An 18,520-nucleotide genomic window follows, 5' to 3' on the forward strand; every position below is an offset into this window, starting at 1 on the left:
TGCCCACACGTTGCCGGCCTGGGTCCCGGCTTTCGCCGGGATGACGGTGTTGGTAAGTGCGACGCCGTGGGCGGGACGACGGTGCTGGTAGGTGCAACGCCGTGGGCGGGATGACGGCGCCTTGCCGCTATGCCACGCTCGCCCCACCTTCCGACCCGGACTGCCCATGACCGACGCGGCCCCGCCTTCCCGGACACCGTTGCAGGGCGATGCCGCACTGGTGCGCGCGCTGGGGCCGTTCCAGCTCGGGGCGTCGATCGTGAACATCATCGTCGGCGCGGGCATCTTCATGCTGCCTGCGCTGCTGCTCGCGCGAATGGGACCGGCGGCGCCGCTGGCGTTCATCGTCGGTGCGTTCGCGATCGTTCCCATCGCGCTGTGCTTCGCCGCGGTAGGCAGTCGCGCGTCGGCGACGGGCGGGCCGTATACGTATGTGGGTGCGGGCTTCGGCCCGTTCGCGGGCTTTCTCACCGGCGCACTGATGTGGATCTGCAACGTGACATCGAGCGCCGGCGTCGCCGCCGCGCTCGCGGGACAGGTCGCGCATGCGTTCCCGATGTTCGCCGAACCCGCGGCGCGCGCGACGCTCATCGTCGGCGCGTACGCGCTGCTGTTCGGCCTCAACGCGTTCGGCGTGAAGCTCGGCGCGCGCATGATCGTCGCGCTTGCCACGCTCAAGCTCACGCCGCTGTTCGTTCTCGCGTTGATCGGACTCGCGTTCGTCGACTGGTCGCAGGTGAGCTTCGGCCTTGGCGCGATGCCGACGTGGAGCGCGCTTGGTTCGTCGCTCGTGCTGGTGGTGTTCGCGTACGCGGGCATGGAAACCGCGCTGGTGCCGTCGGGCGAAGTGCGCGATCCGGCGCGCCACGTGCCGCGCGCGACGCTGGGTGCGATCGTCGTCGTCGTGCTGCTCTACATCGGCATCCAGGTCGTATGCCAAGGGACGCTCGGTGCGTCGCTGGCGGGAAGCGCGGCGCCCGTCGCCGACGCGGCCGGCACGCTGTGGCGGCCTGCGCGCACGGTGCTGCTGGCGACGGCCTGCGTGTCGATGCTCGGCTTCCTGATGGGCAATCTGTTCTCGTCCTCGCGCCTGGTGTTCGCGCTGGGCCGCGACGGCTTCCTGCCGCGCGGGTTCGGCGTGGTCGATGCGCGCCATCGCGTGCCGGTGCTCGGGCTCGTCGCGCATGCCGGCCTTGCCGCGGTGCTGGCCGTCGCCGGCAGCTTCGAAACGATGGCGCTGATTTCCGGCGGCGCGATCTGCCTGGTGTTCGCCGCCGTCGCCGCGGCGTCGTGGCGCACGCAGCGCATCGGCCTGCGCGGCGCCGGCGAACCGCTGATGCTGCCGGGCGGCGCGCTGATCCCGGTCATCGCGATCGCGACGATGGCCGCGATCCTCGCCACGCTCAGCGCGCAGGAATGGCTGGCGATCGCGGTGTCGCTGACGGCGCTGGTGATCGTCTATGCCGTGCTCGCGGCGTTGCGCGGGCGCAGCGGGCGACGCTCGGCGGCGTGATCAGCCGCGATGCTCCAGCGACAGGAATTCCGCCGACTGCATTTCGATTAGGCGCGACGTCGTGCGTTCGAACGCGTGCGCGAGCTTCTTCCCGGAATACAGCGCAGGCGGCGCGGCCGCGGCGGTGCATACGAGGTTGACGTGGCGGTCGTACAGCTCGTCGATCAGGTGCACGAAGCGGCGCGCCGGATCGTCGTTGCGGCCGTCGAACAGCGGAATGCCGCCGACCAGCACGGTGTGGTATTCGGTGGCGATCTCGATGTAGTCGCTCGCCGCACGCGGGCCTTCGCATAGCGCGGCGAAGTCGAACCACGCGTGGCCTTCGGCGAGTGCACGCACGGGAATCTCGCGGCCCTCGATCACCAGCGGTCCGGCTTCATGCGGACAGGTCGCGGTGAGTTCGCGCCAGCGTTCGGCGAGCCACGTGTCCGATGCATCGTCCAGCGGTGCGCGGTACACCGGTGAACGCGTCAGCGCGCGCAGGCGGTAATCCTGCGCGCTGTCGAGGTAGAGCACCTTGCAGTGCTTCTCGATCTGCGCGATCGCCGGGAGGAAGCTCGCGCGCTGCAGTCCGTCCTTGTAGAGGTTCTTCGGTTCGGTGTTGGACGTGGTGACCAGCGCCACGCCTTCGGCGAACAGCCGCTCCATCAGGCGGCCGAGCAGCATCGCATCGCCGATGTCGTTGACGAAGAATTCGTCGAGCACCAGCACGCGCAGGTCGCGGCCCCACTCGCGCGCGATCGTCGCCAGCGGATCGCTCGTGCCGGCGTGCGTGCGCAGCTGCGCATGGACTTCGCGCATGAAACGGTGGAAGTGCGTGCGGCGTTTGCTACCCGCTCCCTCACCCCACCGTTCGCCCTGCGAACGGTCCCCCCCTCTCCCGCCTTGCGGGAGAGGGGCGTCGGCGCGGCCTTCGGCCGCCACGTCCCTCAAGGGGAGACTGTCGTAGAACAGGTCGATCAGGAACGTCTTGCCGCGCCCGACGCCGCCCCACAGGTACAGGCCCAGCGGTGCTTCGGCCTTCCTGCCGAACAGCCCGCCGAACAGGCCGCGCTTCGGCGTATCCAGCAGCGCGGCTTGGATGCGGTCGAGTTCGCGCAGCGCGGGGCGTTGCGCGGGATCCTCGTTCCAGTCGCCGCGCGAAACGCCGGCCGCATAGAGCGACGACGGCGAAGACACGGAAGCCGCCGCGCCTGCGGCCGGGATCGCTGCGTTCATGCGGACGTAGTGCCTTCCGTCTCGGGCGGAAGGTGCGGCCTGATGCCGTTCTTTATCGCGCCGCGCAGGTCCATCAGGCGTCGATGGAAGAAGTGGCTGGTCTCGGGCATTTTCACCAGCTCCGGCGGCGGATCGAGCTTGAGGCTGTCGATCCACGCGTATACGGCCTGCGGATCGACGATCTCGTCTTCCTCGCCCTGGATCACCAGCCACGGGCACTGCGGCGGCGTGAGCGTGCTGAAGTCCCAGTTGCGGCCCGCGGCCGGTGGCGCGATCGAGATCACCATGCCCGGATGCAGTTCGTTCGCGCACTTGAGCGTGACGTACGAACCGAAGCTGAAACCCGCAAGCCACAGTCGCGCGCCGGGACGCTGCCCGCGCACCCACGCCGCGACGGCGCGAAGGTCGTCGGCTTCGCCGCGACCCTGGTCGAAACTGCCTTCCGACGCGCCCGTGCCGCGGAAGTTGAAGCGCACCGTCGCGATGCCCGACTCGCGCAGCGCGCGCGCGGCCATCGTCACGACCTTGTTGTGCATCGTCCCGCCGTCGGTCGGCAGCGGGTGGCAGACGATGGCGACCGCGTCGCGCTCCGGCGCTTCGGCGGCCTCGACGATCGTCTCCAGTGCGCCGGCCGGGCCCTGCAGCGTCAGCGTGGCGGTGGCGTCGGTCGGGAAGGCAGGCGGGTTCATGCGTTCAATGATACGGGCTGGTGTATTCAGGCTCCGTCGGCGCGTCGCTTACGGATCGAAACCCAGCACCAGCGGGTCGTGATCGGAGCTGCGCCACGGGCCCGCGCCGCCGGCGCGATAACCGGCCGATTCGGGTTCGTCCGCGTTGACGTGCCATTCCGCGGCGCCGCGAAGGCGCTTGGCGAACTCCGGGCTCAGCAGCGCGTGGTCGAGCCGGCCGAGCTGGCCGTCGTAGACGTAGCTGTACGGTGCCTCGTTCCCCGCGACGACGAAGGCGTCCTGCCAGCCCGCCTCGCGCAGCGTGCGCACGGGCTCTTCCTGCGCGTAGGCGTTGAGGTCGCCGACGATGAGCGTGCGCGCGCCGTGGCCGGTGGGATCGGTCGCGAGCCAGGCGTGCAGGCGCCGCGCCGATTCGGTACGCATCGCGTTGTAGCAGGAGGCGCCGTCGCGCTGGTCGCGGTCCAGGCCTTCGGCGTCCTTGCAGCCCTTCGACTTGAAATGGTTCGCGACGACGACGAACGCCTGCCTGTTCGCATCGCCCTTGAGCGGCGCGAACGCCTGCGCCATCGGCACGCGGCTGTGCTCGCCGAACGGGCCGCCTTCGAGGATCTTCGGCGCGCCGAGCGTGCGCACGCGGTCGGCGCGATAGATCAGGCCGACGCGGATCGAGTTGTCGCCCGGGCCCTGCTTCGCATCAACGAAGCGCCAGCGGCTGCCGTCGGCGTTGAGCGCATCCACCAGCGTGGCGATGCTCGATTGCTTGCCGTAGCCGTCGTTCTCCAGCTCCATCAGCGCGACGACGTCGGCGTTCAGGCCCTCGATGATCGCCACGTGCTTGGCGAGCTGCGCGGTGAGTTCCTGCGGCGTGCGCGCGCCGCGCAGGGTGGGGAATCCGCCGCCATGGCCGTCCCCGTTGAACAGGTTTTCGAGGTTGAGCGCGGCTACGCGCAGCGTGCCGGGAACGCTGGGCGCCTGCGGACGCGGGGCTGCGTCGAGCGTGGGCGCGGCATCGAGATGGAGCGCGATGCCGGCTTTCGTTTCGTCGATCACGCCCGTCGCGCCGTCGATGCGGCTGCCGGCGCGCGCCTGCGCCAGGCCGGCCGGCCATGCGGCATTCGCGGTATCGAGCCAGACCGTGCGGCGCGCATTGCCTTCGACTTCCGCGCGATAGCCATCGCTGCCGGGAACGTGGCGTTCAGTCGGCTGCCACGGGCGTTCGCCGAGGCTGACCTGCACGCGGCCGTGCCTGGCCAGATCGCCGCTGTCGGCGAGGTAGACCGGTCCGTCGAGGCGAATGCGCATGCCTTCCAGGCGTTCCCAGTCGGCGGGCGCAGCGGGGAGCGCCAGCGCGGCGACGTCACCGCGGCCGGTGCGTTCGACCTCCGCATCCACCAGCGACGTGCGCGTGCCGCGGCCCGCGTCGAGTTCGGCCACGGTGCCGCGCGCGCGTACCGCGTCGCCCGGTTGTACGGTCGGTGCGGCCTGCTGGACGAAGATCGCGTCGGAGGTGGCGTCGTCGCCGTCGCCTGCGTCCTGCAGGAACCATCCGCCTTCGGCGATCGCGCTGACGGTGCCGCGCACGGTGACGGTCTGGCCGACGAGCGCGCTGCGTTCGGCGTGGCCCTGCACCGCGCCGATGGCGGTGGCCTCGTCCGCGCCCGGGACGGACGCGCAGCCGATCAGCAGGCAGGGCGACAGGAGCAGGGCCGGTCGAAGCAGGGAGATGGAACGGGTCATGGCGCGCTCGCCGCGGAAGAGGCGCGCATTATCGCGAGCGCGCGTGCCGGGCGGATGTCGGCGGGTTGGCGCAGCGAGGCGGATGGCGGATCCGGTACCCGGAAACGACAACGCCGCCCGGAGGCGGCGTCGTGCGGCGCGGCGAAGGGCCCGATTACTTCAGGTTCGCCAGCATCCAGTCGACCGCGGCGATGACCTGTTCGTCGGTCAGGGCCGGGTTGCCGCCCTTCGGCGGCATCACGCCGGCGGTGCCGGTGAAGCCTTCGATGGCGTGCTTGTGCAGCGTGTCCTTGCCCTTCGGCAGGCGGGCGGCCCAGTGGGCCTGGTCCAGCGTCGGCGCGCCGCCGGCACCGGAGGTGTGGCAGCCGGTGCAGAGGTTGTTGAAGATCACCGAACCGTCGGTGGTGCCGCCGTATGCGACCTGCGAGGCGGCCTTCGCGGCGGCGGCGGCCGAGGCGGCCTGCTGCGCGGCGGCGCCCGTGCTGCCGGCATACACCGCGCCGACCGGCTGGATGCGCTGCTCGGTGCGCTTGGCGACGTCCGGGTTGATCTCCGCCGGAATCTGGCTGTGCACGAACATGGCCGCGACGATCAGGCCCAGCGTGACCAGCATCAGGAAGCCGATCACCATCGAGAATTTCTTCAGGAATTCGAGGTCGTAATTGCGCACAAACCCACCTATGGCGCGCCCTTGCGGGTCACGCGAAGCCATCGACGATCGACCGCCCCAAGCGGCCGCGCGCCAGTATACGGCCCGCTAGGCTGCTCCACTAGGTTCAGGTTTGGGCGGTCCGGGCGCGCGATCACATCGGCCTGTGCCGCGTGTGGCGCGCATAACCGCCTGCGCTCGACCGCCCAAAACAAAAACGGCAACCGCGAGGCTGCCGTTCTATATCGAGAGCTACTGGCTGCGGATGTCGCGAAGCCGACTGCCGCGTCGCGACCGGGCCACGACGGCACGGTGCGTAAGATGGCGCGCCCGGAGGGATTCGAACCCCCGACCAATGGCTTCGGAAGCCACTACTCTATCCGGCTGAGCTACGGGCGCCTGGATGTCCCGCGATACGGCCTGATCGAGCGATCACGTCGCAGCAAGCGGGGCTGGCATTCTAGCGGCAAAGCGCGCCGGCGTGCGGTGGCGGAGGCCCCGCTCCCGCGGCGACGTCGCCGAACGCGCTTCCCCATTCCGCGAAATTCCCCCGTCATGAGCTACGAACGCTTCCAAACCCCCGCGGATTCCCCGTGGAAAACGCGACTGGCGCTGTACTGGCAGCTGGTGCGCGGCGACCGTCCCATCGGCTGGCTGCTATTGCTGTGGCCGACGTGGTGGGGCCTGTGGATCGCCGCGCGCGGCGTGCCGCCGCTGTGGACGCTGTTCGTGTTCAGCGCCGGCGTGTGGCTGACGCGCTCGGCCGGGTGCGTGATCAACGACTACGCCGACCGCTGGCTCGACCCGCACGTCGAGCGGACGAAGAACCGCCCGCTCGCGACCGGCGCGGTGCGCGGCCGCGAAGCGCTGGCGTTGTTCGCGGTGCTGATGCTGGTGGCGTTCGGGCTCGTGCTCACGTTGAACCGGCTGACGGTGCTGATGAGCTTCGTCGGCGTGGCGCTTGCCGCGAGCTATCCGTACCTCAAGCGGTATACGCACCTGCCGCAGGTGTACCTCGGCCTCTCGTTCGGCTGGGGCATCCCGATGGCGTTCGCCGCGGTGCAGGGCGAAGTGCCGCCCGTGGCGTGGCTGCTCTACGCGGCCAACATCGTGTGGTCCACCGCGTACGACACTTGGTACGCGATGGTCGATCGCGAGGACGACCTGCGCATGGGCAGCAAGTCCACGGCGATCCTGTTCGGCGAGATGGACCTGATCGCACAGGGCGTTCTGTACGCGCTGTTCTTCGTGGCGCTGGTCTTCGTCGGCCAGCGCGCGTCGATGGGCGCGTACTACTGGATCGGCCTCGCCATCGCCGCCGCACTGGTGGTGTACGAATTCGTCATCGCCCGGACGCGGGACCGCGCGGCGTGCTTCCGCGCGTTCCTGCACAACCATTGGGTCGGATTGGCGATCTTCGCCGGCATCGCCGCCGACTTCGCCTTGCGCGGGCCGGCGGCGTAAGTCGCCCAGTCGTCAGAGCGCCTCGGCGAGCTTGCGCATCCGCAGCCCGGCCACGATCTGCAGCACGCCGTAGAACAGCGCGGCCACGCCGATCCACAGCGCGACCGTCACCAGCCCCGCGGCCGGTCGCATCACGAACAGCACCGCCAGCACGATGGCGAGCACGCCGCTGAGCGCGATCATCCATTCGCCGGTGATCGCCTTGCGGATCCGGATCGCCAGCACGATGCGGTAGATGCCGGCGACGAGGAGCCACGCGGCGAGGAACAGCAGCAGCACGCCGGCGGTGGCGACGGGGTTGGACACCGCCAGCACGCCGAAGACGAGCGAGGCGAGCGCATACAGCACCAGCCACCCCTTCGAGACCGAGACGTTGCGGTCGAACAGCGCGAGCAGGCTGAGCACGCCCTCCGCGATGGCCATCACGCCGAAGGCCCAGGCAATCGCCACGGCCGTCTTCGCCGGCCAGAGGAACGCGGCGATGCCGAACAGCACGCCGATCACGCCGTACAGCACGAGCACCCACCAACTGCGACCCACCATCCTCAACAGACCTGCGTTCATGACGCGCTCCTCGACCCTGAGGTCACCGTGGTCCGGGTTCCGGCGGAGCGTGACCGCGCAGGAGTCGCCGCCGGGTGAAGATCGGGTGACGGGATGGACCCTGCCGTGTGTCGCGACGAGCGGCGTAGCGGGGTCGTCGGCGATGGACGCGCACGAACTTCCCGCCCAACGGCACTGCCCGCGGGAGTTCCCGGGTGCTGCAATCGCCGCGTCCACCCCGCCCGGAGTCCGCCATGCGTCGTGCGTGCCTGCCGTTGTTCCTCTGCCTTGTCGCGACCAGTGCCGCTGCTCAGACAGCGCCCACGCGCGAGCACTTCGCGCCGCCGGGCTGGGAGGGCTCGTACCACGGGCTGCACTACACGCCCGTGCTCCGCGTCGGCGATCGCGTGATCGTGTCGGGCATTCCAGCGTCGGAAGGCGAGACCGACGAGGCGAAGATCCGCTGGGCGTTCCAGCAGTTGAAGGCGCATCTGGAAAAGGCGGGCGCGACGATGGACGACGTCGTCGAGCTGCAGAGCTTCCATGTCTCGCGCGATCACGACGATTTCCGCAAGCGCGTCGAGCCCGTGCTGAAAGTGCACCGCGAGTTCTTCAAAAATCACTACCCCGCATGGACGGCCGTGGGCACGACGGCGCTGTTCTCGAAAGACGCGCCGATGGAGATCCGGGCCGAGGCGATCATTGGATCCGGCGCGAAGGCAAGGGCTTCGATCCCGGTGCCGGCGGCGAAGTAGCGCCAGCACCAGCATCCTGGTGCCCCAAGCCCGCGAGCCGCAGCGATCACGGCACACGCGCACACACCCACACGTCGACGCGCTGCACGCCGGCACGGCGCAGCGCCAGCGCCGCCGACCGCGCCGTGGCGCCGGTCGTCATCACGTCATCGATCAACGCGACGTGCGCCGGTAGCGATGCGTTCGCCCGCACCTCGAACGCCCCGCGCAGGTTGCGACGACGCGCGCCCGCGGCGAGGCGTGACTGCGCTGCCGTCGCCCGCACGCGCCGAAGCAGGTCGTCGCGGAGCGGCACGCCGAGCCGTCGCGCGAGCGGCCGCGCCAGCTCCAGCGCCTGGTCGTAGCAGCGCCGTCGCAGGCGGTCTCGGTGGAGCGGGATCGGCGCCAGCGCCTCCGGCCGTTCCGCGTCGCGGAGGCTGTCGCCCATCAGCGTCGAAAGCAGCCGCAACCCCGCGAGGTCGCCATGGAACTTGGCGCGCGGCAGGAGGCGATCCAGCGGCGTGCGATACACGAAGGCCGCCCGCGTGGCGGTTTGCGGGGGCGGCCGGCGCAGGCAGTCGCCGCAGAGCTCGGCGTCGATTCCGAGCGGCAGCGCGCAGCGGGCGCAGGACGTCGTCAGCCACGGCAGGCTTTCGCAGCACGTAGGGCACAGATCGCGACCGATCGTTCCGCGTTCGCTGCAGACCAGACACCGCGACGGCAGCAGACGATCGAACAACCGGGATGTCCAGCCGTAAACTCCGTGCGCAGCAGTTTGGTTGACAGGGTCGGGCATGGTTTCCAGACTGCCGGGCCTGCCTCGCCGAAAACATCGGAATTCCGCCATGCCTGCTGTCAGCCAGATTCCTCTCGTCGAGTCCTCCCCCGCCGGCGACCTCCGCCACGACTGGTCCCGCGCCGAGGTCCGCGCGCTGTTCGACCTGCCGTTCCCGGAGCTGCTGCACCGTGCGGCGTCCGTGCACCGCGCCAACTTCGATCCGGCCGAGGTGCAGGTCAGCACGCTGCTGTCGATCAAGACCGGCGGCTGCCCGGAGGACTGCGGCTACTGCCCGCAGGCCGCGCGCTACCACACGGGCGTGGAGGCGACCAAGCTGATGAGCACCGAGGCGGTGCTGGAGAAGGCCCGCCAGGCCAAGGCCGCCGGCGCCAGCCGTTTCTGCATGGGCGCGGCGTGGCGTTCGCCGAAGGATCGGGATATCCCGAAGGTGGCCGCGATGATTTCCGAGGTGAAATCGCTAGGCCTGGAGACCTGCGCCACGCTCGGCATGCTCTCGGCCGACCAGGCGCGTGCGCTCAAGGACGCCGGCCTGGACTACTACAACCACAACCTCGACACCGCGCCCGAGTACTACAACGCCATCATCCACACGCGCGAGATGCAGGACCGCCTGGACACGCTCTCGCACGTGCGCGACGCCGGCATGAAGACCTGCTGCGGCGGCATCGTCGGCATGGGTGAGCGCCGCGACCAGCGCGCCGGCCTGCTGCAGACGCTGGCGAACCTGCCGGCGCATCCGGATTCGGTGCCGATCAACCGCCTGGTGCAGGTGGAAGGCACGCCGCTGGCCGGCACCGAGCTGCTGGACCCCTTCGAATTTGTGCGCACCGTCGCAGTTGCGCGGATCCTGATGCCGCGCTCGATGGTGCGCCTGTCGGCCGGGCGCGAATCGATGAGCGACGAGCTGCAGGCGCTGTGCTTCCTCGCCGGCGCGAATTCCATCTTCTACGGCGAGAAATTGCTGACGACCGGTAATCCCGACACCGAGCGCGATATGGCATTGTTCGACCGACTGGGCTTGCGTCCGATGCCCGTGGTCGAACAAGGGGAGACCGTCCATGCCGACATCGTCGAAGCGGCGCACCACTGCGCCGCGTGATGGCCTGCCGGTGCAGCCATGAGCCGCCCGGGCTGGCGTGACCGCATCGAGGCCGCGCGCGCGCAGCGCGAAGCGAGCTCGAGGGTGCGCGTGCGTCGCACCGTCACCCTGCGCGACGGCGCGCGCTGCCTCGTCGACGGCCGCTCCCTGCTGAATTTCTGCGGCAACGATTACCTCGGCCTGTCGCAGCATTTCGCCGTGGTCGGTGCGCTGCAGGACGCCGCTTCGCGCGAGGGCGCCGGCGGCGTCGGCTCGCACCTGGTCTGCGGCCATCACCAGCTTCACGACGCGCTGGAGCGCGAGGTCGCCGACTGGCTCGGCACGCCGCGCGCGCTGCTGTTCGGCAGCGGGTACCTGGCGAACCTCGCCGTCGTGCAGGCGCTGCTCGGCGACGAAGACGTCTGCGTGCAGGACCGCCTCAACCACGCCAGCCTGATCGACGCCGCGCGCCTGGCCGGCTGCCGACTGCGCCGCTATCCGCACGCGGATGCCGAAGGCGCGATCCGCCAGCTGCGCAGCATGCCGGAGGGTGCGGCGATGCTCGCCACCGACGGCGTGTTCAGCATGGACGGCGACATCGCCCCGCTGCGCGAACTCGCGCTCGTGGCGCGCGTGCAGAAGGCGCTGCTGTACGTCGACGACGCCCACGGCATCGGCGTGGTCGGCCCGGACGGGCGCGGCAGCGTCGCGGCAAGCAAGCTCGGCGCGAACGACGTGCCGCTGCAGCTGGCGACGCTGGGCAAGGCGCTGGGTGGCTACGGCGCGGTCGTCGCCGGCGATGCCGACCTCATCCAGCATCTTTCCGAAACCGCGCGTTCCTACATCTACACCACCGCGCTGCCGCCGGCGCAGGCCGCTGCCTCGCTGGCGGCGGTGAAGCTGGCGCGCGCCGAACACTGGCGCCGCACCAAGCTCGACGAGCTGATCGGGCGCTTCCGCGAGCGCGCGCAGCGCGCCGGCCTGGAGCTGATGGATTCGCAGACCGCGATCCAGCCGGTGATCTGCGGCGACGACGACACGGCGCTGGCGATGGCCGCCGGGCTGGAGCAAGCCGGCTACTGGGTCGCCGCGATCCGTCCGCCGACCGTGCCCGAAGGTCGCGCGCGCCTGCGCGTGACGCTCTCGGCGCTGCATGGCGTGGCCGATGTCGACGGCCTCGTCGAAGCGATGGCGAAATCGCGCGAACGCATCCGCCTGGGCCTGGTCGAGACCGCCCGGCGCGAGGCCGTGCTGGCGCGATGAGCGGCGAGCGCGACCTTGCGCGCCTGCTCGCCACGCTGAATGTCACGGCGCGGGAGGGCCAGTACGCCTTCGTCGCGCGTCCCGCGCCCGATCCGACGCTGGCCTCGCTCGCGCTCGCCATGGTCACCGAGGACGAGGGCGTCACCTACGTCCTGCCGTGCGAGGTCGCCGACGCGCGCGGCCTGCCTTACGATTTCCGGGCCGCCTGGCTGACGCTGGGCGTGCATTCGGCGCTGGACGCGGTCGGATTGACCGCCGCCTTCGCCTCGGCGCTGGCGCGGCGCGGCATCGCCTGCAACGTGCTCGCCGGCTTCCACCACGATCACCTGCTGGTCCCGGCCGATCGCCGCGACGACGCACTGGCGGTGCTGGCCGACCTCGCCCGGGACGGCGCCGAGTAGCACCGCAGGCAACACGCTCCACTCTTCATCCCCATCGGCCATCCCCCCAACGGCTTGCTCCATGTACATCGAAACGCGCGGGCAGGGTCCCGCGCTGGCACTGATCCACGGCTGGGCCATGCACGGCGGGTTGTTCGCGCCGCTGGTCGAACGCCTCCAGGACCGCTACACGCTCCATCTGATCGACCTGCCCGGCCACGGCCGCGCGCGCGAGGACGCCACGCCGCTGTCGCCTGAAGCGCTCGCGCCGCAGCTCATCGCGCGCGTGCCGGACGCCGTATGGCTCGGCTGGTCGCTCGGCGGGCAGTTCGCGTTGCGCGCCGCGCTGGATTTCCCGGAAGACGTGCGCGGGCTGGTGATGATCGCCTCCTCGCCGCGCTTCGTGATCGACGAAGGCTGGCCGCATGGCGTCAAGCCGAGCCTGTTCCGCGATTTCGGCGAGGCGCTGGGCCGCGACTTCCGCGGCACGCTGGAAGGCTTCCTCGCGCTGGAGGCGCTGGGTTCGAGCTACGCGCAGGAGGAACTCCGCAGCCTGAAGGCGCAGGCCTTCGAGCGGGGCGAACCGGCTCCGCGCGCGCTGCAGGAAGGCCTGGTGCTGCTCGATCGCCTCGACCTTCGCGACGAACTGCCGCAACTGCGCGTGCCGAGCCTGTGGATTTCCGGTCGCCGCGACCGCCTGATTCCCGCCGGCGCGATGCCCGCCGCCGCGGCGATGACCCCGGGCGCACGCAGCGTCGTCATCGGAAATGCGGGACACGCGCCGTTCCTCGGCGCCGCCGATGAGGTCGCCGCCGAGATCGACGCGTTCATGCGCGCGGTGACCGCGCCGGCGTGACGTCGACCGGTGCGGATGGTGTGTTCCCCCTCCGCACTCGCATCCAGACGTCCGAAGCAACACCATTCCATCCCGGCCCTCCCGTGAAACAGAGGGCGAAGCAAAAAAATGACCGACACCCTCGACCACCGCCAGGTCCGCCGCGCCTTCTCGCGCGCCGCGCACCACTACGACGACGCGTCCGCGCTGCAGCGCGAAGTGGCCTCGCGCCTGATGGAACAGCTCGACTACCTCGACGATCCGGCGCTGAACCGGGCGCCGCCGCAGCTGGTCGTCGACGTCGGCTGCGGGCCCGGCCACGCGGCCGCCGCGATGCAGAAGCGCTGGCCGAAGGCGCACGTCGTCGGCATCGACCTCGCCCAGCCGATGCTGCGCGAAGCGCGCGGCCACGCAGGCGGCTGGCTGCCATCGTTCCTGCCCGGCGTCGCGCGCCGTCCCGACTGGCTGTGCGCCGACGCGCGCGCGCTGCCACTGCGCGATGCGAGCGTGGACATCCTGTTCTCCAACCTGTGCCTGCAATGGGTGGAAGACCTGCCGGCGGTGTTCGCCGGCTTCCGTCGCGTGCTCAAGCCCGACGGCCTGCTGCTGGTGTCGACCTTCGGCCCGGACACGCTGCACGAACTGCGCGATGCGTTCGCGCAGGCCGACAACGCGCCGCACGTGAGCCCGTTCGCGTCGATCGCCCAGTTCGGCGATGCGCTGATCGCGGCCGGCTTCAAGAATCCCGTGCTCGATCGCGACGAGTTCGTGCTGGGCCACGACGATCTCACCGGTCTGATGCGCGAACTGCGCACGCTGGGCGCGACGAACGCGATGCACGACCGTCGCCGCAGCCTCACCGGCCGCTCGCGTTTCGCGCGCGCCGCGCAGGCCTACGAACCGTGGCGCCGCGATGGCCGGCTGCCGGCGACGTGGGAAGTGATCTACGCGCACGCGTGGGGCCCGCAGCCGGGCACGCCGATCCGCGTCGGCGGCGTCGACGAAGTGCATGTGCCGGCGCACGGCATCCCGGTGCGGAAGCGTTCGTGAAGGCGAGGAGCACGGCGCTGGCGGCGGTCGCCATCGCGCTCGCGTCTGCGTTCTTCTTCACCTGCACCTACGTGCTCAACCGCGCCGCCGCGACCGAGGGGGGCTACTGGGCGTGGACGGCGTGCCTGCGCTACCTCATCACCTTGCCGCTGCTGCTGCCGGTGATGCCGTGGCAGGGTGGTGTTGCGCCGGTGTGGCGGGCGATCCGCGCGCATCCCGGGCCGTGGCTGCTGTGGAGCGGCATCGGCTTCGTGCTGTTCTACCTGTGCCTGAGCTACGCCGCGTCGAGCGGGCCGTCGTGGCTGATCGCCGGCACGTTCCAGCTCACCGTCATCGCGGGAATGCTGTGCGCGCCGTTCCTCTATCGCGACGAACGCGCGCGCGTACCGATGCCGGCACTCGCGACGGGGCTGCTCGTCGTCGCCGGCGTGCTGTTGCTGCAGTTCGGTCACGGCGGCGGTTCGCTCGATCGCGACGGCTGGATCGCGCTGGTGCTGGTGGCGATCTCGGCCTTTGCCTATCCGCTCGGCAATCGCGGCCTGCTGCTGCACCTGGAGCGCAGTGGCATCGAGCTCAACGCCACGCAGCGCGTGTTCGGCATGACGCTGGCGAGCCAGCCGATGTGGTGGGCGGTCGCGGCGATCACGCTGGCGCAGGTCGGCCCGCCGCCGCTGGGGCAGGTGTCGTTCGCCGCGGGCGTCGCGCTCGGCGCGGGCGTGATCGCGACGGTGCTGTTCTTCCAGGCGACGGGCATGGTACGCAGCAACCCGACCGCGCTCGCCGCCGCCGAGGCGATGCAGGCGGCGGAAATCCTGTTCGCCACGCTGATCGGCGTGCTGTGGCTCGGCGAGGCCTGGCCGCAGGGCCGCGCGCTGGCGGGTGCGGTGCTGGTCGTGATCGGCATCGTGGTGTTCAGCATCGTCGCCGCCCGCGCGAGCGCGGGCGACGCGCGCGCCGTGGACGAGGCGTCCGGTGATCGCGGGGCATAGTCCGCGACGGCAACGTCGTTCAGCCGCCACGTCCTACGATCGGCCCATCCTCCGACGGCATCGCGACGACATGGCCAGACCCCCGCTCACCCTTGCCGCAGGCTTGCTGCTGGCGGTCGCGACCGTTCCCGCGTTGGCGCAGGACTTCAGCAGCTGGGGCTTCGATCCCGGCGCGTTGATGGCCGACAGCCGCGAACTGCTGATGCGCGCGCCCGATTCGAGCGTCGACGGGCTCTTCCAGGCCGTGCACGCCAGTGCGCAGACGCCGCAGGACGCGCGCACGCTGTGTGCGCTGTTCGATCCCGATGCGCAGCGCAGTCTCGACGGTTACAACCAGATCGCCTCGCAGCTGAGCGAGCAGAGCCGCATACGCTTCGCCGATGCGGCGACGAATTTCTTCCTCACCGCCGCGCAGAGCCCGCGCCAGCCGTACGACGCGAATGTCGCGACGCAGGCGCTGAAGGCCGCCGGCGTACGCGCGGCGCTGCTCAACGACGGATTCCTTGCAGGTCTCAACGGCGGCGACCATGACGCGCGTTGTCGTTCGGTCGGCTTGCTGATCGATGCGATGGCCTCGCGCCCGGTCGGCGAACGCGCATCGGTGATGCGGCTGCTGTTGAGCCAGGGGATCGACTACCTGTCTCTCGGCGCCGGCGCGCAGCGCTGAGGCGATGTTTCAGCGCTGCGGTTCGACGCGGAACATCACGCGCCGCTCGAACGGCGTGCCCAGCAGGATCGCGCGATAGCCGTAGCCTTCGATGCGCTCGCGCACGACGGGCCAGTCGCTCTGCTTGGTCACCCACACCACGCCGTGCTCGTGTTCGCCCAGTTCGACGGCGAGGGGCTCGTCGTACTGCGGGTTGAAGCGCGGTTCGTGCAGCGTATCGAGCGAGATCTTCTCGATCTCCGTGCCGCGACCGAGTTCCAGGTGCAGCCCGTAACGCGCCATGTCCTCGACGAAGACGATCTCGTGGATCGGACCGGGCGCGCGTTCGACGAGCGCATGCGCCCACGCCTGCGCGTTCTTGTGCGTGGGCCAGTACGACGCGGCGACCTTCGCTGCCAGCAGCACGGCGGCCCACGTGATCAGCTTCGGCCATGAGGGCAGGGCGCGTCCTTCGCTTGTCCGTTGCAACGCGATGATGACTGCGATCGGCACGAACAGCGGCAGCAGGTACAGCGGCATGCGCGAACGCGCGAACACGCACACCGCCAGCGGCAGCAGCAGCCACAGCGCGAGCAGCAACCAGTGCGCGTCGCGCTGGCGTCGCTGCGGATCGCGCCACCACGGACGTACCATCGCCGGCAGTCCGCGCGTCCAGCGCCACAGCGTCGGTGTCCACGGCAGCGTGCCGACGATGAGCGTGGGAACGTAGATCTCGATCCAGCCGTACCACTCGCCGTGGCGGCCGAACTCGTTGGTCGTTACGCGGTTGACCAGTTCGTCGCCGACGAAATACTCGAACAGCCCCGGATTGCCATGGAACACCGCGACGTACCACGGCAGCGCGAGCACCGCGAACAGCACGAGCCCCGACCATTGCAGGACGCGATGATCGCGTCGCCCGGGCATCAGGAAATCGAACAGCAGCACGACCGGCAGCGGAAGCAGCCCCGCCGGCCCCTTCGTCACGAATGCCAGCGCGAGCGCGATCCACATCAGCGCGATCCAGCGCCTCGGATGCAATGTGGCCGAGAAGCGTGCCTCGACGAACGCCCACATCGCCAGTGCGATGCAGGCGCTGAGCAGGTAGTCGGTGGTGATCATCTGCGACGCGCCGAACGGCAGCAGCATCGTCGCGTAGACGATGGCGGCCGACGGCTGCGAGCCCGGCGCGAGCCGCGCGGCGATGCGCCACGCGAGCCACGTGCACAGCAGGTACGACAACGCAGCCGGCAGCCGCGCCGCCCAGGTGTTGGTGCCAAAGACCATGACGCTGGACGCGATGGCCCAGTACGTCAGCGGCGGCTTGGTCCAGTGGCCGATCTCGTCGTTGCGGCGCGGATTGAGCCAGTCGCCGCTGTCGAGCATGTTGAGCGCGACGTTGGTGTAGCGGCCCTCGTCGGGATCCCAGATGCCGCGCGAGCCCAGGAACATCAGCGCCAGCACCGTCGCCAGTGCGGCGGTCCACAGCGCAGGCGATCGCAGGATCCGGTGCATGGGCCCGCCCGAAGGAAAACCGGATTCAGGCTAGCGGCGGTTTTGTCGGCGGCGCGTCGGAAACCGGCGCCACCGACGGCGCGTCAGCGCACCTGCGCGATCCAGTCTTCGAGGTTGTAGTAATTGCTGATGCGGTGGATGCGGCCGTCGCGCAGTTCGAAGAACGCGCCGCCCGGCAACACGTACTTCTGTCCGCGCGCCGGCGGCAGGCCGCTGTCGTCGGCGAGGTATTCGCCGTGCACGATGTACTCGGCCGCGGCACGCGCGCCATCGGGCGAGACCATCACCACGATGTCGTGCAACTGCTCGCGATAGCTGCGGTGCATGCGCTGCAGGAACGCCGAGAACGCCTCGCGGCCGGTTTCGCGCGGGCCCTGGTTGAGATCGTGCACCACGTTTTCGCCCAGCAGCGCGACCATGCCGTCCCAGTCGGCGCGATTGAACGCGGCGTAGTAGGCCAGGATCAGTTCCGTGGCGCGGTCGTTGGTGCGGGTGCCGTCGATCTTCATCGCGAGTCCTTGCGGGGACCACAGGCGCCGGCGTGCGCGGCGGGAGCGCCATGATAGCCGGCGCCCACGCGGGCCCGACCGTGACGTCCGCCATAAAGCGCGCGTGCGGCGGCGTCTTCACGCCGCCTGCACGCGGCCTCTCGTGTCACGCGGTGCGGAACGCGAACGCGCAGATGTCGGCGCCGTCGTTGCGGCAACGCGTCTCGACCACGTGCATCGGCTGCGCGCTGCCGGCGAGCAACCCGCCGAGCATGCCGCGCAGGAAATGGCAGCACGGGCCGTGTTCGCCGCGCCGGCAGAAGGGGCTGTCGCTCACGTGCAGCGCCTCGCCCTGCAGTTGCGCCTGCACGATCTGGCGCATCGCCGGCAACGCGATGCGGCGGATGGCATCGCAGGTGGAGGTCGTCTCCACGCCCGCGAAATCGCGCGCCTGCACCCACGCGCCGATGCGATGGCCGAGTTCGCTCAGCGCGAGTTCGCGATGCGCCTCGGGAAGTTCGCGTTCCAGTTCGAGCAGCGCGACGAAGATGTTCGGGTAGTCGTGCGTGAGCTGCGGCACGAGCGCCTCGATGCGACGCGAATCGGCCGCGCAGGGCGGCGTCGCCGCACAGCGGTGGGGCGTGATCGATGGCGGCGTTTCGACGGGAGCTGCGTCGGGTCGCGTGGCTTCGAAGGACGTGACCAGCGGATGCGTGGCCACGCATTCCTCGAGCGTGGCGAGGTTCTGCTGCGGGCCGCGCACCAGCATCGTCAGCACGACGCCGTCCTCGCCCCCGGCCATGCGCTGGCGCAGCAGCGTGAAGCCATGGGCGATCACCGCCTGGCCGAGCGTCAACAGCAGGCCCTCCCGGCGGTCGGAGACCACGCGGAATTCCACGTCCACCATCCGCCACCCCCATGGCCCGATGT

General features: G+C 70.3%; 19 protein-coding genes and 1 tRNA gene. 10 read left to right on the top strand and 10 right to left on the bottom strand.

Annotated elements, in window-relative coordinates:
- Positions 1-166 precede the first annotated feature (166 nt).
- The gene (locus tag ABIE51_RS01090) at positions 167-1,513 is read left to right on the top strand and encodes an APC family permease (RefSeq protein ID WP_192631913.1); all 1,347 of its coding nucleotides are present in this window, start codon (positions 167-169) and stop codon (positions 1,511-1,513) included.
- Here the strand turns inward: ABIE51_RS01090 and zapE are convergent, their stop codons facing one another.
- The 5 genes from zapE to ABIE51_RS01115 all read right to left on the bottom strand — a co-directional run bounded on the left by zapE (position 1,514) and on the right by ABIE51_RS01115 (position 6,205).
- Positions 1,514-2,731, bottom strand: coding sequence for a cell division protein ZapE (gene zapE, locus ABIE51_RS01095; RefSeq protein WP_192631914.1), 1,218 nt, complete (start codon positions 2,729-2,731; stop codon positions 1,514-1,516).
- Positions 2,728-3,420, bottom strand: coding sequence for an alpha/beta hydrolase (locus ABIE51_RS01100; RefSeq protein ID WP_192631915.1), 693 nt, complete (start codon positions 3,418-3,420; stop codon positions 2,728-2,730). The genes zapE and ABIE51_RS01100 overlap by 4 nt, the downstream gene beginning before the upstream one ends.
- 48 nt (positions 3,421-3,468) lie before the next feature.
- Entirely contained in the window at positions 3,469-5,157 is a 1,689-nt protein-coding gene (locus ABIE51_RS01105; RefSeq protein ID WP_192631916.1) for an ExeM/NucH family extracellular endonuclease, read from the bottom strand.
- Between the two features lie 154 nt (positions 5,158-5,311).
- Positions 5,312-5,827, bottom strand: coding sequence for a c-type cytochrome (locus tag ABIE51_RS01110; RefSeq protein WP_115843056.1), 516 nt, complete (start codon positions 5,825-5,827; stop codon positions 5,312-5,314).
- A gap of 301 nt (positions 5,828-6,128) precedes the next feature.
- A tRNA-Arg gene (locus ABIE51_RS01115) sits at positions 6,129-6,205 on the bottom strand.
- A 156-nt stretch (positions 6,206-6,361) separates the two neighbouring features.
- On the opposite strand from ABIE51_RS01115, the gene ubiA reads away from it, so the two are divergent.
- Positions 6,362-7,270 carry a 4-hydroxybenzoate octaprenyltransferase gene (gene ubiA / locus ABIE51_RS01120; protein ID WP_157028837.1) on the top strand — a complete coding sequence of 303 codons (909 nt, stop codon included), beginning with the start codon at positions 6,362-6,364 and terminating at the stop codon, positions 7,268-7,270.
- A gap of 12 nt (positions 7,271-7,282) precedes the next feature.
- Here the strand turns inward: ubiA and ABIE51_RS01125 are convergent, their stop codons facing one another.
- Positions 7,283-7,834, bottom strand: a complete 552-nt coding sequence (locus ABIE51_RS01125; RefSeq protein WP_115843052.1) for an HdeD family acid-resistance protein — start codon at positions 7,832-7,834, stop codon at positions 7,283-7,285.
- Positions 7,835-8,067: 233 nt separating this feature from the next.
- On the opposite strand from ABIE51_RS01125, the gene ABIE51_RS01130 reads away from it, so the two are divergent.
- Complete coding sequence (locus ABIE51_RS01130; protein WP_192631917.1) at positions 8,068-8,568, top strand: Rid family hydrolase; 501 nt, start codon at positions 8,068-8,070, stop codon at positions 8,566-8,568.
- Between the two features lie 46 nt (positions 8,569-8,614).
- Here the strand turns inward: ABIE51_RS01130 and ABIE51_RS01135 are convergent, their stop codons facing one another.
- A complete protein-coding gene (locus ABIE51_RS01135; RefSeq protein WP_192631918.1) occupies positions 8,615-9,343 on the bottom strand; it encodes a ComF family protein in 729 nt (242 codons plus the stop codon).
- Positions 9,344-9,392: 49 nt separating this feature from the next.
- On the opposite strand from ABIE51_RS01135, the gene bioB reads away from it, so the two are divergent.
- The 7 genes from bioB to ABIE51_RS01170 all read left to right on the top strand — a co-directional run bounded on the left by bioB (position 9,393) and on the right by ABIE51_RS01170 (position 15,608).
- Positions 9,393-10,445 (top strand): biotin synthase BioB, encoded by a 1,053-nt coding sequence (gene bioB / locus ABIE51_RS01140; protein WP_192631919.1) that lies wholly within the window; start codon positions 9,393-9,395, stop codon positions 10,443-10,445.
- Between the two features lie 18 nt (positions 10,446-10,463).
- Positions 10,464-11,687, top strand: coding sequence for an 8-amino-7-oxononanoate synthase (bioF, locus tag ABIE51_RS01145; RefSeq protein WP_115843044.1), 1,224 nt, complete (start codon positions 10,464-10,466; stop codon positions 11,685-11,687).
- Positions 11,684-12,088, top strand: a complete 405-nt coding sequence (locus ABIE51_RS01150) for an ACT domain-containing protein (RefSeq protein WP_192631920.1) — start codon at positions 11,684-11,686, stop codon at positions 12,086-12,088. The genes bioF and ABIE51_RS01150 overlap by 4 nt, the downstream gene beginning before the upstream one ends.
- Before the next feature lie 61 nt (positions 12,089-12,149).
- Positions 12,150-12,923, top strand: coding sequence for a pimeloyl-ACP methyl ester esterase BioH (gene bioH, locus ABIE51_RS01155; protein ID WP_192631921.1), 774 nt, complete (start codon positions 12,150-12,152; stop codon positions 12,921-12,923).
- A gap of 108 nt (positions 12,924-13,031) precedes the next feature.
- Entirely contained in the window at positions 13,032-13,952 is a 921-nt protein-coding gene (gene bioC, locus ABIE51_RS01160) for a malonyl-ACP O-methyltransferase BioC (protein ID WP_192631922.1), read from the top strand.
- A complete protein-coding gene (locus ABIE51_RS01165) occupies positions 13,949-14,941 on the top strand; it encodes a multidrug resistance efflux transporter family protein (RefSeq protein WP_192631923.1) in 993 nt (330 codons plus the stop codon). The genes bioC and ABIE51_RS01165 overlap by 4 nt, the downstream gene beginning before the upstream one ends.
- Before the next feature lie 70 nt (positions 14,942-15,011).
- Entirely contained in the window at positions 15,012-15,608 is a 597-nt protein-coding gene (locus tag ABIE51_RS01170) for a hypothetical protein (protein ID WP_192631924.1), read from the top strand.
- Between the two features lie 9 nt (positions 15,609-15,617).
- Here ABIE51_RS01170 and ABIE51_RS01175 read toward each other — a convergent pair whose 3' ends face one another.
- The 3 genes from ABIE51_RS01175 to ABIE51_RS01185 form a co-directional block, all read right to left on the bottom strand.
- Positions 15,618-17,102, bottom strand: a complete 1,485-nt coding sequence (locus ABIE51_RS01175; protein WP_192631925.1) for an ArnT family glycosyltransferase — start codon at positions 17,100-17,102, stop codon at positions 15,618-15,620.
- A gap of 83 nt (positions 17,103-17,185) precedes the next feature.
- Positions 17,186-17,611, bottom strand: coding sequence for a ketosteroid isomerase-related protein (locus ABIE51_RS01180; protein ID WP_115843310.1), 426 nt, complete (start codon positions 17,609-17,611; stop codon positions 17,186-17,188).
- Between the two features lie 145 nt (positions 17,612-17,756).
- Positions 17,757-18,488 (bottom strand): V4R domain-containing protein, encoded by a 732-nt coding sequence (locus tag ABIE51_RS01185; RefSeq protein WP_253336951.1) that lies wholly within the window; start codon positions 18,486-18,488, stop codon positions 17,757-17,759.
- Positions 18,489-18,520: the final 32 nt, after the last annotated feature.

The organism is Lysobacter sp. OAE881, from assembly GCF_040546665.1.
Lineage (GTDB): Bacteria > Pseudomonadota > Gammaproteobacteria > Xanthomonadales > Xanthomonadaceae > Lysobacter_J > Lysobacter_J soli.